At 62.6% G+C, this 11,972-nt stretch carries 18 protein-coding genes; all 18 read right to left on the bottom strand.

Translation table 11 applies throughout. The features are described from left to right. A complete protein-coding gene (locus tag WHJ28_RS10180; protein WP_340042023.1) occupies window positions 1–366 on the bottom strand; it encodes a hypothetical protein in 366 nt (121 codons plus the stop codon). 12 nt (window positions 367–378) lie between these two features. Then, window positions 379–1,326 carry a hypothetical protein gene (locus tag WHJ28_RS10175; protein ID WP_340042022.1) on the bottom strand — a complete coding sequence of 316 codons (948 nt, stop codon included), beginning with the start codon at window positions 1,324–1,326 and terminating at the stop codon, window positions 379–381. Next, window positions 1,326–1,886: a SafA/ExsA family spore coat assembly protein gene (gene safA, locus WHJ28_RS10170; RefSeq protein WP_425461129.1), complete on the bottom strand. Its 561-nt coding sequence runs from the start codon at window positions 1,884–1,886 to the stop codon at window positions 1,326–1,328. Before safA ends, WHJ28_RS10175 begins: the two co-directional genes overlap by 1 nt. 11 nt (window positions 1,887–1,897) lie before the next feature. After that, entirely contained in the window at window positions 1,898–2,410 is a 513-nt protein-coding gene (locus tag WHJ28_RS10165) for a hypothetical protein (protein ID WP_340042020.1), read from the bottom strand. Beyond that, complete coding sequence (locus WHJ28_RS10160; protein WP_340042019.1) at window positions 2,407–2,616, bottom strand: molybdopterin oxidoreductase; 210 nt, start codon at window positions 2,614–2,616, stop codon at window positions 2,407–2,409. The genes WHJ28_RS10165 and WHJ28_RS10160 overlap by 4 nt, the downstream gene beginning before the upstream one ends. Beyond that, on the bottom strand, window positions 2,613–3,032 hold the full coding sequence (locus tag WHJ28_RS10155; RefSeq protein ID WP_340042018.1) for a hypothetical protein: 420 nt from the start codon (window positions 3,030–3,032) through the stop codon (window positions 2,613–2,615). The genes WHJ28_RS10160 and WHJ28_RS10155 overlap by 4 nt, the downstream gene beginning before the upstream one ends. Before the next feature lie 14 nt (window positions 3,033–3,046). Beyond that, window positions 3,047–3,436: a hypothetical protein gene (locus tag WHJ28_RS10150; RefSeq protein ID WP_340042017.1), complete on the bottom strand. Its 390-nt coding sequence runs from the start codon at window positions 3,434–3,436 to the stop codon at window positions 3,047–3,049. A gap of 12 nt (window positions 3,437–3,448) precedes the next feature. Then, on the bottom strand, window positions 3,449–4,471 hold the full coding sequence (locus WHJ28_RS10145) for a phage tail sheath C-terminal domain-containing protein (protein ID WP_340042094.1): 1,023 nt from the start codon (window positions 4,469–4,471) through the stop codon (window positions 3,449–3,451). A 2-nt stretch (window positions 4,472–4,473) separates the two neighbouring features. After that, window positions 4,474–4,971: a hypothetical protein gene (locus WHJ28_RS10140; protein WP_340042016.1), complete on the bottom strand. Its 498-nt coding sequence runs from the start codon at window positions 4,969–4,971 to the stop codon at window positions 4,474–4,476. Window positions 4,972–5,048: 77 nt separating this feature from the next. Continuing rightward, complete coding sequence (locus tag WHJ28_RS10135) at window positions 5,049–5,378, bottom strand: hypothetical protein (protein ID WP_340042015.1); 330 nt, start codon at window positions 5,376–5,378, stop codon at window positions 5,049–5,051. After that, on the bottom strand, window positions 5,375–5,737 hold the full coding sequence (locus tag WHJ28_RS10130; RefSeq protein WP_340042014.1) for a hypothetical protein: 363 nt from the start codon (window positions 5,735–5,737) through the stop codon (window positions 5,375–5,377). The genes WHJ28_RS10135 and WHJ28_RS10130 overlap by 4 nt, the downstream gene beginning before the upstream one ends. After that, entirely contained in the window at window positions 5,734–6,768 is a 1,035-nt protein-coding gene (locus WHJ28_RS10125; RefSeq protein WP_340042013.1) for a phage major capsid protein, read from the bottom strand. The genes WHJ28_RS10130 and WHJ28_RS10125 overlap by 4 nt, the downstream gene beginning before the upstream one ends. A gap of 18 nt (window positions 6,769–6,786) precedes the next feature. Continuing rightward, a complete protein-coding gene (locus WHJ28_RS10120) occupies window positions 6,787–7,131 on the bottom strand; it encodes a hypothetical protein (protein ID WP_340042012.1) in 345 nt (114 codons plus the stop codon). Window positions 7,132–7,175: 44 nt separating this feature from the next. After that, window positions 7,176–8,063, bottom strand: coding sequence for a hypothetical protein (locus tag WHJ28_RS10115; protein WP_340042011.1), 888 nt, complete (start codon window positions 8,061–8,063; stop codon window positions 7,176–7,178). Then, window positions 8,060–9,235 carry a serine/threonine protein phosphatase gene (locus WHJ28_RS10110; RefSeq protein ID WP_340042010.1) on the bottom strand — a complete coding sequence of 392 codons (1,176 nt, stop codon included), beginning with the start codon at window positions 9,233–9,235 and terminating at the stop codon, window positions 8,060–8,062. Before WHJ28_RS10110 ends, WHJ28_RS10115 begins: the two co-directional genes overlap by 4 nt. Before the next feature lie 63 nt (window positions 9,236–9,298). Then, window positions 9,299–10,552, bottom strand: coding sequence for a PBSX family phage terminase large subunit (locus WHJ28_RS10105; protein WP_340042009.1), 1,254 nt, complete (start codon window positions 10,550–10,552; stop codon window positions 9,299–9,301). Beyond that, the gene (locus WHJ28_RS10100; RefSeq protein WP_340042008.1) at window positions 10,549–10,818 is read right to left on the bottom strand and encodes an XRE family transcriptional regulator; all 270 of its coding nucleotides are present in this window, start codon (window positions 10,816–10,818) and stop codon (window positions 10,549–10,551) included. The genes WHJ28_RS10105 and WHJ28_RS10100 overlap by 4 nt, the downstream gene beginning before the upstream one ends. Window positions 10,819–10,994: 176 nt before the next feature. Beyond that, complete coding sequence (locus WHJ28_RS10095; RefSeq protein WP_340042007.1) at window positions 10,995–11,774, bottom strand: PepSY domain-containing protein; 780 nt, start codon at window positions 11,772–11,774, stop codon at window positions 10,995–10,997. Window positions 11,775–11,972 lie beyond the last annotated feature (198 nt).

Below are 11,972 nucleotides of genomic sequence, written 5' to 3'. Positions count from 1 at the left end.
TCACTCCCTTGTCATGACCTCCTTGCCGTTGACCAGCAGTTTGCCGGTCACGGACACCGTGCCGTCCCGGCCCAGGCGAATGGAGGTGCCTCCGCTGTAGAGCAGCACCTCACCTTCCGCTACGCCGTACTTCTCAGCACACCGCGCCCCCGCCACGCAGGGGGCCTCGCCGTCGGCGCCGGTCTTAAGGACCAGCACCTGTTCCCCCCGCATGGGCCGCCATACATAGCCGCCGGGGGCAAATACCGGCAGGTCCCGACGCTCTCCGTCCAGGCACACCCCCGCCGGGTCGCCCCCCAGGGTAACGGTGCCCACCTGAGAGCCGCCATCTTTGCTTCTACGCCGCTGCTGCTGCGCCAGCCACATTTCGCTTCCCTCCTACTTCAATGCCGCCGGGTCCCCCAGCACCAGCCGGGTATAGGTCCCATTTTCATCCATTCCGCTTACCATTTCGGCTACCCGCCAGGTACCCCGGCCCACCGGTTTGTTCAGGTGAACCTCCACCAGCTCTCCCGGCCAGGCCACAAAGGCTCCGGGCAATTCCAGCTCCAGCTGCCGCAGCTCCTCCGCCGACCGCTCCAGCTGGTAGCTGCCGGAATAGCGCATGGTCTGATAGCTGCTCTTCCCCGGCATGGTAAGCACCCTCCGGCACCTTCCGCCCCGCCGGGCAAAGCCCTGGTTCTCCACCGTCTGCACCGCCCCGGTGGTTCTGTCCCGCACCAGGATCTGGGACAGCACGCCGTACCGCTGATCCCGCAGGGTGAGGGCGGTCACTCCCGTGTCCTCGGACAGCACCAGCTTCTCCCCGCTTTCCCAGGGAGTCGCCACCAGCCGCCCCAACCGGTCGAACCGGGGGGTGATCCCGCCGTAATACCGGCAGAACTCATAGACCACCTGCCACTCGCTGCTTCCCACCGCCACGGAAAAACCGGGTACGGCGGTAAGCTTGGCCCCCGGCGCCGCCTCCACCCCGTAGGGGGTCACATGGTCCCGCAGGATGTCCTGCCAGGTGGCCACCTGGTAGTCCATACCCAGGGCCTCGTTGTCCAGCAGGCGAGCCGCCATGCTTCGACCAGATATGGTCAAAAAACCACCCTGTTCGTCCCAGCCTCGCTCGCACTCGTCCACCACGCCGGTAAATACCCGCTGGCCGCTCTCATCAGCGGTAAAGCGCACCGCCTCCGCCAGCAAATCCTCTTCCGGCTCCCACAGGCAGCGCACCTCAAAGCTGTCGCAGGGGGTGCCCAGCCCATACTGAAACTTCCATTCCGTTATCTGGGGCAGGGCGATCTGACTCTTATTCCAGCCGTGCAGTACAGCCTCCATCACGCCACCCGCACTTTCTGGCCCGGATAGATCAGGTTGGGATTTTTGATCTGGGGATTGAGGGCAATCAGTTTACTCAGACCAACCCCATGCCGCCGGGCGATGCCCCATAGGGTGTCCCCCCGTACCACGGTGTACCACTGCTTGCCGGTGGAACCATCCTGGGCAGTCCCTCCCGTCGTTCCGCCAGAGGTGGTGGTCACTCGGGTGCCCGTGCTGTGCCCGCCGAACTCCTCCCAGAAAGTGAAGGTGTACTTCACATAGTCCGCTCTGGGCTCCTGACTGAGGGAGAGCTCCACAAAATAGGCGTTGGCCGTCTGCCATACCGGATGGACCAGGATACCCGGCCCCTCGTTGTAAAAGACGGTGGCCAGCTTCTTGAACTCATCGTAGGCCCCCTCCCCCATAAACTCTCCTTCTCCTCGCATGATGCGGTAAGAGGGTCCCAGATCCTGCAGGGCATAGTGGCCGAAGGGCACCTCTCTGGCCCCTACCTTCCGCTTGAAGGCGATGGAATACACCCTGGGATTGTGGGGCCATACATAGTTTTTATAGCGCATTGCCGCCAGTCTCACAGCAGTTGAAACCCCCCGTCAAATCTTCGTGCGTCCCGCCGCACCAGCCGGTCCAGCCGCCGCAGCGCATCCTCGCCGCCGTTCTGTTCTCTGCCCGGCGGCTCCAATGTCACCACTTGGGTCTGCCGCTCCGCTGCCGGAAGGCCCGCCAGGCTGATCCGTACCGCCTGATCCAGCTCCCGGACAGCCTCCGTCCAGGTCCGGTCAGGCTCCGGCCCGCCATCCGTCCGGCGCTCCCCGGCCTGACCCAGTACGTCCAGCCCCGCCGCCCATCGGCGGATCTCTCCGCCGGTGACAGTTCCGGAACCGCCCGCCGTCAGAGCCAAGCCGCCCCAGTCTCTGCCCTCCAGACCGGACAGGACAGCCTCTTCCGTGTTCTCTCCGCTCTGTCCGGCCTCTTCTTCTCCCACAGCGGGAAGGGGGACACGCACCGGACCGGCCTCCCAGGTCCCATCCCTTTCCTCCCGCTCCAGCTGCTGCTCCAGCAGCTGTCCAATATAGTCGATCATGCCTGCTCCCCCCGCATCAGCCGTTCAAACCGCTCCTGATCGAAGGAGGCGTTCTGTTCACCCACGGTGGCTCCCGCTGGCTGTCCGCATACCGGGCAGCAGGACTCCTCCGCCTTCTGCCGGCAGGAGGGACACAGCTGCTCCAGCACTTCCTCCCGGTCCAGCATTAGGTTGAGGGCGCACCACAGGTAGTCTCTGGCCTTCATTTTTTGGGCCCGCTCCTCCGTGGGAAGGGCCCCAAATGTCTTGAGCACACGCCAGCGAAGGCGCTCATAAGGCGTATGCTCCAGGCTTTTTTTAGGGCCCGGGCCTCCTCCTCCCCATCCTCAGGGGAGGGATTTTCCGCCCGGTCCAGCGCATCCCACAGCCGGGCCAGCTGGGCCACCTCCCGGGCGCTGAGGTGTTCCAGCACCGCCCGGCCGGATTGAAACACCGGCTTGCCCTCCTCCTCCAAAGCCCGGGCCAGCAGGCAGGCGTTGGCGCACAGGGCCCGTTCCCCTTCGCCCTGGGCCAGTTCCTCTCCCTCCCGCCGTGCCTCCAGCACCTCCAGGGCGGAGAGCAGCCGCAGCTGGGTGCCGTCCTCCAGGGTTAGCCTGTCCCTCCGGCTCAGCAACGATTCCATACCCGTCTCTCTCCTCATACCGCCGTCTCAATCCGCTTGGCCGCCACCACCGTGATCTTTTCCACCACCATGGCGCCCAGAGCGCCGGTCTCGCCGATGGCGCTCCACTGGCAGCCGGAGTAGATGATCTTCCGGTCGGGCTTGCAGATTACCAGGCTGAAGTCCTCCAGGTCGTGGAAGTTGATGCCGTCCCGGATGGCCTCGTCGGTGGCGTACAGCCGGGTCAGCTCCAGCACATGGGTGCGCGGGCCGGGGATAGTGGCCACCGGTTCCTCCTCTCCGAAGGCCTCCACACTCTGACTGGAGCGGGTGGTCTTGGCGGTATAGCTCTGGACTACCGCCACCTTCTTCCCGTCGATCTCCAGATAGATGTCGCTGCTGGTGGGAAAACCAGAAATTCTCATGTTCTTCCCTCCTTATACCGTGATGTGGGCGGTGAGCCAGATCTGGTTGAGGCCGTGGGCCACCGTAAAGGTAAAGTCCACCAGACAGACGGTGGGATTTTCCGTGTCCGCCTCCACCGTCACCTGATCGTAGCCGGTAATGATCTCCCTGGCCAGCTTGTTCTCCAGCTCCAGCACCACCTGGGCGCGGATGGCCCCCCGTGTCTGCTCGGTGTTCTTGGTCCTGCGGAACTTGGCCCGCAGGGCGTTTCGGATGGTGGGGATCACGTCGTCCACAATGCGTATAGTGGTCAGTTCCCGCCAGGTGGCGTCCTCCACCTCTCCGGTCTTGGTGCGGGTGGTGACGCCCCGCACCACGCTGACCACGCCGCTCACATTCTCCAGGGGGGTGACGCCGCCCCGCACCAGGGTGTCGATCTCGGTGTCGGCGTACCGGGCTTCCATCCCCTCCAGGCCCTTCAATTCCGCGCCCCCCAGAGGGATGGCGGGGTCGCTCTCTCCCGCAATGGCCCCCGCCACCGCAGCAGCAGCCAGGCCGGTGTCGTCGCCGGGGGCCGCCAGCACCACCCGCTCGCTGTTGAGCCCTTCCGCCCGCTGGACCAGTGCCTCCACATTCTCGCTCTGGGCGCCGCCCACCACGGCGATGCGCTCCCGGCGGGCCTGAGATGCGTCGCAGACACTCTGCCGCAGAGCCTGCTGGACGGTCAGTTCCGTGCTGTCGCACACTACCACAGAGATATCCTCCTCTGCCGCCAGCAGGTCAAAGGCGCCCTGATAGTCCTCCTCTCCGTTCACCGGGGCCGCCACCACCTTGGCCGCGCCGTTGCGGAACAACACCTGCACCAGTTTGGTCAGGTTCTCTTCCTGACCAAACTGGGTGACCGCGTCCTCATAGCGGTTGAGGGTGTACAACTTGCCGCTCTCCCCCTCGGTAACCAGGCCCACCAGGCCCACCGTACGGCCGCCGCCGCTGCCGCTGATCACAGTGGAGGCGTCGTAGCTGGAGTATACTCCAGGCCGTTCATGGATCGTCATACTCAAATCCGGCTCTCTCCTCTCACAATAAAGTCCAGGAAGGTGCCGCCCTCCTGGGCCACCGCATACAGGTAGCCCCGGCATACCGCCTCCACCGTCCGGTGGTAGAGGCCGGCCCCCTGGTCAAATTCCGTCTCTCCGCAGGAGAGTTCCTGGAGGGTGAGGCCGGGCGGTCCCTCCCGCTGCAAGGCCTCCGCCATCCGGTCAAAGGTCTCCTGGATGCCCGCCGCGCCGCAGCCCTGTGGGGCGTACAGATCCAGCCCGAAGGTGAGGACGATCTTCCTCCCGTACAGCTCCTGCCACTGTCCGCTCTCCTGATCGTACCGCTCTCCCAGATAGTCCCGGAATCCCTCCGGTCCCCCCTGGCAGGCCCGGAGGGAGATGGCCGCCACCACCCCGTCTCTCCGGGCCCGCCTCATCTCCGGGTAGGCGCATTGGGCGTCGATCCCCTGCTCCTGCAGATAGTCCGCCATCCGCTCCCGGATCGTTCCAAACTCCATTGCTCTCCCCCGCTTTCCGTTTCTCTATCCGTAGGGGCGACCTTTATGGTCGCCCGCCAAACTGCTCCAGATTCCCCTCAGTCCCTTACCGCCAAAAGCCCCCACCAGTACACCAGCTCCTCCCCCAGGTAAACCGGCTGGGCGCTGCGTACCGTAAAGGTCTGGTTTCCCCAGGCAATATACCCGTCGCCCAGCTCATCCAGGGCCATGTCCGGTCCGCCCAGGCAGATCCAACGGTCCTGCCGCACCAGACCCAGAGGGGTGGGCCGCCGCTGGAAGAAATCCGCCCCCTTCTCCTGAACGGGCTGGAGGAAGGCCCGGCACGCCGTGCCCTCCTCCTGTCCCTGCCGGTAGAGGGTGACGGTCTGACCATATCTGGATAAAATCTGTCTCCAGCGGTCGGTCATCCCTCCACCCCCCGAAACAGAAATCCCCGGTCCATCAAATAGGGCCCCAGCACCGTCTCGCCCTGGAGCCGGAGGGCGGCGGAGCGCTCCCGACCCTGAACGCAGTCTGCCTCTCGGATGGTGACGCTTCCGGCGGTAAACTCGGTCCCACCGCCATACTGGCCTCCGGCCAGCCCTGCCAAGGCCACCCAGGCGCACCCCAGTACGAAGGCCGAACCGCAGTCCTCCGGCGTCACTCCCTCCCTCAGCCGTCCGGTCATCTCCTCTGCCGCAATACGGCACAGGGCCTCCAGCGCCGGACCCTGGCTGTCGTCCACATGGCCCAGACTCTGGGCCATCGCCATGATCTCCTCCATCATTTCAGCTTCAGCACCTTGGCGGCGTCGGTAAACAGCTTGGCGAAGCCGGAGATGCTGGTGATGGCGGCCCGCTCCAGCTGGCGGTCGATGAGCTTGTCATACTCCACCATCACATCGGAACCCTGCACCATCTCCAGAGCGTAGTTCTTGTCCAGGCCGATGAGTTTACCGCTCTCCAGGGCAGAGGTACGCAGCAGGGTGGCCCCCAGGGGGGTGGCCAGCTTGCCGGTACCCTGGAAGTTGAGGCCGGTAAGGGGATTCTGGAACTCATCCATCTTGAGCAGCTGGCGCATCATATCGCCGGATACCAGCAGGGTGTTCATCTCGTAGGGGTCAAACTGGGCCCAGAAGTCCACCAGATCGTCGTAGGTCAGGGTGCCGGCGGAGCCGCCGATGGGGTCGGAGCCCACGGTATACTCCTTGGCGGGGTTCTTGTTGCCGTCGCCGTGGAGAAGTACATCAATGGCATCCTCCAGGTGCATCCGGTTGATATGGGCGCCGATCTGCCGCAGGGTGACGGAGAACAGGTCCAGTTTCTGATAGCGGATGGCCTCGTAGGAGGCCACCAGCATCCGGCCCCGCTTGTGGAGCTTGACCAGGTTCTCCTGGGTCTTGACCTGGGTCTGGGGGATGGCCGCGCCCTCCTCCACATGGCGCAGGGCCTTCTGGTCATCCTCAGGCACCGATGCAATGGAGCGGTAGTCCATGCCGTCGAAGCGGGTGACGGCGGCGGTGATGTGGGGCAGCAGGTCAGCCTCCTCCATGCCCTGGCGCACCGACCGGGCGATGTACTCGGGGAAGAGGACGGCGGACTGGCTGGTGGAGAAGAATTTTTCCACCACGTCGCTGCCAGCACCCTTCACCTTGATGTCAAATCGCTTGAGCTGACGCTGATAGGCGTCCAGGCCCTCCAGAGGAGTGCCCTTGTACTGCTCGGAAGGGTCCTCCCGCTCCAGCACCTGGGTAAAAGTGCGGCCCGCCTCGTTGTACATACCCTTTTCCAGTCTCAGATTGTCAAACCGATAGCTCATATTCCCATCCTCCCTTTCTTACAGACAGATCACGGCCGCGTCAGTCTCCACGCGCACCACCAGGTACTCCACACCGGCGGAGTCATCCTTCTTCACGCCGCCGGAACCGTCGGCGGACAGCTTGCACCAGCCGGCGGTAATGCTGCCGCCGCTGGTAGGCACCTTTACCAGTCCGCCCAGCTGGACGGCGGCATAGCCGTTCTCGGCAGACAGAGCCACACCGCAGAACTTCTCGCTTGCGGAACAGGCACCCACCGTACCATCCTCCGTTACCTTGACTACCTGACCGGCGGACACACCTTCGCCGCAGGCAAAGGTAGCCACCACTTCGCCGATACCTTCAAAGGAAATCTTGCTGCTCATTTTTTTGCTCCTTTCTTTTCGTAGGGGCGGCCTTTACACCGCTCTCAGATCAAAAATGCCCCGTCCCGTCCCTCTGCCGGGACCTGCCGCTCCCAGGCGGGCAGTTGGGTCTCCACGCCCCAGGCCTTGTCCACCTGGACCTCAAAGGCCTTCTTCAGCGCGTCCAGTTCGGGCTCCTCCAGCTTCCGAACGATGCCCTTCAGCGTCTCCTGCTCCAGGGCCAGCCCGGCCACGCCGCCCAGGCGTACCACCTCGTCCTTGAGCTGCTGGAGGTACTTGCGCCCCAGGGCGGCCTCCCGCTCCAGCCGTTCCATGTCCTGCCTCATGCTTTTCATCACCCCCGCGTTTTTCTGGGCCGGCACCGCCACAAAGGACCACTCGTAGGCGTCGGTGGCGTGGACCAGATCGGCCCAGCACAGCTTGCCGCCGTATTCTCTGCCCTTCTCATGGGCACACCGGCTTCTGTCATGGATGTTCTCTCCGCAGATGGAGCATTTGGCCTCCTCCACCGCGCAGCCCACGCTCACCTCCTTTTTGATGCCGCCCTCGATCTCCGCGATCAGGTCCTTGTTGCTCTCGGTGCGCAGCATATAGGCATAGCCTTTCAGGTAACACAGAGCATCCCCCGCCGCCGTGCGGACGCTCTCATCCCGCACCAGCTCGGTGCGATAGATGCGTGCGGTCTGGCCCACGGCGCTCCACTGGTGATCGAAGATGCCGCTCTTTCCCACAAAGAGGGGGGCCAGCTCCTCCAGGGTCTCCGCCGGGAACCGCTCCCCGTCCCGGTCAACCTCGTTGTCGCACAGCCGCACAGCGAAGGTGTATACCTCCTCCTCCGTCAGCTTCTTGCGGCTCATGGCGTTGATGAGCCCCAGCTCGGTCTGGTCCAGGGCGGCGCTCTGGTCCACCCCAGCCTGCTTGTTGATGTTCATACCGTCTCTCCCTTCTCTCTGGCCTCATTGTCCATCTCCACGGTTCTGGCCTGCTGCCAGTAGAGCTGAGCTCTGGCCTCCTCCACCAGGTCCTGGAGGTTCACGTCCGCCCAGTCCACACTTACCTGAGGCCGGTAGCCGTGGAGGGTGAGCCATAATTCACAGATCCGCTCCACCACCGGCTCCAGCCCCCGGCGAATGGCGGTGATCTCACTGGTCATCATATCTGCCTGCTGGGTACTCATCCGCTCGGTGGAGGACCAGGACAATCCCAGCAGGAAGGGCGGGATGCCGGTGCGGGACACCAGCTGCTCCAGGATCTGCCGCACCGGCACCTCGCTGTCCAGCACCTGGTTGTCAGCGCCGATGACTTTGATGTCCACATCGCCCACCGCCACAAAATCCCGGACATTGCCGTGCTTGCCCGCCTGCATGGCGGCGGACCACTCCCGGGCGATCTGGCGGCTGCGCTCCTGCACCATGCTCTGATCCAGAGGATTGTCCCCCGGCTTGTATACCACCGCGAAGCGGACATTGCCCATCCGTTCCCAGTTCATGCCGATGGCCTGATAAATTTTGAGTAAAATTTCAGTCAGGAAGGGCATGGACCGCAACAAACTCACCCCGTAGGGGCTGTCCGTTTCAGGCTGAAAGGGGGTGAAGAGGAGCAGCTCCTGCCGGGGCAGTTCCCGCATGGTACCGTCGGTCCCCCGGCCCCAGATGGCAAACTCCATGGGGGTGGCCCCCTCCTTGATTTCAATGTCAGCCACATTGCCGCAGAGCAGAGCGGCAATGTCCCGCCGCCTGCGGTCGGGCACGATCTCCCCCACCGCCCGGCCGCAGGTAAGCATGGAGTCCAGATAGCAGTCCAGGAAGGACTGGATGCCCCGCTGGCCCCGTCCGGTGTCCACGTGCTGTAAAAACCACTCCAGCTCCTCCTGAGCCCGTTTGTCTCCGCACTCCACCTTTACCCCGCCCGCCAGCCGGATCAGCTTCCAGATAGCGGCGTCCACAATGGGCACCGCCTCCCGAATGCTGCGGTAGAGGGCAATCTCTCCCTGCTGCAGGGGCACATAGCCGTCCAATACCCCGAAGGGGTGCCTGCCGCCCTCCCGGATCTGAACAGCCAGTCCGCCGCTCTCCGGCCCACTTTTCTTATGGAACAGTCCCATAACCACACTCCTTCATTCCGGTTTTTGTAGGGGCGGCCTTTATGGCCGCCCGCTTTCATCCTCTCAAAACCGCCCCCGCTCCACGCACAGCCCACCGAAAAATCCGCTCTCGCCTCCCGCCGCCACCGTGGCGGCGAAATACCGGATATCGTCCATGGCGTGGTCGTGGACCTTCTGTACCCGGTCCCCCACCGCCTTCTCATCCCAGCAATAGAGGGAAAATTCCCGGATGGCATCGGCGCAGGGAGCGCAGATTACCAACTTACCCTGCCGTAACAGATCGGCGGTGATGCGGATACCGGCCAGCACATCGTTGTTGGCCTTTTCTACCCGCCAGCCCTGCCGCCGCAGCAGCTCGATAAAGCTGGCGGCGGAGGGGTCGATCACCACCCGCCGGATGGTCCTCCCTCCCGCCAGCTGCTCCAAGTCACGGGCATACTCTCCGTCAGTTTTCTGCCTGCCCTCCCGCCGAGAGTCGTAGTAAAACTCCTTCACCCGGTACCATATCCCCTTCTGGAGCCCCCAGAGGCCGAAGGAAGAGGGATTTACCGTCCCGTAGTCGCAGGAGATGCACCACTGTTCCATCGCACCCTGGGGCACAGGCTTCACATAGCTCTCGTCAAAAAAGTCGTACACCCGTCCCTCTGCCGCCGCCCACTCTCCCAGTACGAACCGCCGGTAGAAGGTCCCGCTGAAGTTGCGGGTATACCGCCGGATGACCCTGGGGGAGAGGGCCGGGTTGTCCTGCATGGTAAAGTGGAGGTAGAGGGCATTGTGTTCCTCCTTCTTCTGGATCCACTCCTTGTAGAACCAGTGCTCCGGCCCCTCCGGGTTGCAGGAAAACCACATCCGGCTCCCCTCCACCGAACACCGGGCGCAGGCCTGCTCCACAAAGGACCGGGGCATCAGGGCCACCTCGTCCAACAGCACCCCCGCCAGGGTGATGCCCTGGATCAGGGCAGCGCTGCCCTCGTCCTTGCCGCCGAAGAGGTAGAAGGTATTCTCCCGCCCGCCGAAGCGGACGGTAAGCAGATTTTTGGATACCTTCTCCTCCCACTGAAAGCCCAGCTCCTTCAGTACCGGCAGCAGAGAGCCCAGCAGATTGCGCCGCAATCCGGTGACCGTCTTGCCGCACAGGCCGAAGGCCTGACCATGGAAGGTCCGCATGGCCCAGCAGAAGAAGGACAGACCCATGCACATGGTCTTGCCGCTGCGCACCGCCCCGTCGCAGATCAAGGCTTCCCTGTCCCGTACCGCCGGGTCACACCACCAGATAAGCACCTGCTTCTGCTTGGGGGAAAACGTCCGAAACTTCATCTCTCCTCCTCAGCCTTCCGTTCCCATGCCTGAAAGAATTCCGCAACCTGCTGTTCCTCCTGACCTCCGGCCAGTTCCACCAGCAGTTTGAGTACCGTTAGTCGATCCACCAACTGAATTTCCACAGCTCCTTTGTCGGTACGTTTGAATCCGGTGAGCGCCGTCAAGTCCAGGCTGTCGATCTCCCCAACTTCTCCTTCTTCTAAAAAGGCCAGCTTGACCGCGTCGTTTGCTTTGCACCTGGCCAATTTTTCTATTTGCTTCAACAGCCTGCCCCTCTCACTTTCCACCGCACTCACTCCTCACCCTTGGCGTCCCAGGGCCAAAAGTTGGATGTTTACGTACACCGAAGGAGAAAAAAAGTCAAAAAAAATTTGGGACCGCTCCCTTCATCCCGGAGCAGTCCCAAATTTTGCTTTATTTACTTGTCTGTGTCACCGGATCAGTCGTCCCGGTCGGCATCCCAGTCGATGATCACACCGGTAACCGCGTTGATGTCGCAGTCGTACTCCATGTTGCCGTTGCGCATCTTAATCTCGTACACATACCGGCCATCGTCCCGGTCCAGCTTGCACTTGACCACGGTGGTACCGGCAGGCGCTTTGGCCAAGGCGATCTGCTTGGCCTTGGACTCGCTGATCAGGTCGTCCTGGGTGGCGGTGCCGCTGCTGCCGCTACCCTTCAGGGAGAAGTCATCCCACTCCCGATCATAGGAGAGCACCGCGCCGCTCACCGCGTCAATATCGTAGTCGTACTCAGTATTGCCGGCATAGAACTCTACCTCGTAGTACACCCGGCCATCATCCCAATCCAGTCCAGCCTTCACAAAGATAGCCTCGCTGGCCTTCACGCCTGCATGATTGAGGGCCGCGCTCTTGGCCTTTTCCACCGTAATATAATTGGATGCGCCGGGGGTGGAGGCGATATACTGGTCCTGAGTGGTAAGCACGGCGGTATAGGTAGCGGAATCGTAATCCACCTTCAGGCCGGCGGCCTCGCAGATGGCCCGGACAGGGGCATAGGTGGTGCCGTTGTAGGAGAAGAGGGGCACCTTGTTTCCATCGGCATCCCTGGGTTGGAACCGCGCACCGTTCAGGGTCACCTGAATGTCGTCTTCCACTTTAATGGTTCTGGTAGCCGCCATCGCGGTCATTCCCAATCCCACTGCCAAAGCTACAACCAGCATACCGGACACAAAACCTGTTCCAAATCCTCTTTTCATGTGAAACACTCCTTTACAATGAAATTTTTGATTTCCTTCATGGGCCTCACCGGCCCTTCTGCCTATACAATGGGGCAGGCCGCCCAAATATTGCACAGAATCTGAAAGTTTTTTATTTTTTATTTTTCCGCGAAAAAATCTTGACTTTTTCCAAATATCTTATATAATAATAGGGCTTGTTTGTGACAAGCCATCCTT

The organism is Flavonifractor porci (assembly GCF_037572415.1).
Lineage (GTDB): Bacteria > Bacillota > Clostridia > Oscillospirales > Oscillospiraceae > Flavonifractor > Flavonifractor porci.
This window is presented reverse-complemented; position numbering and strand designations above follow the sequence as displayed.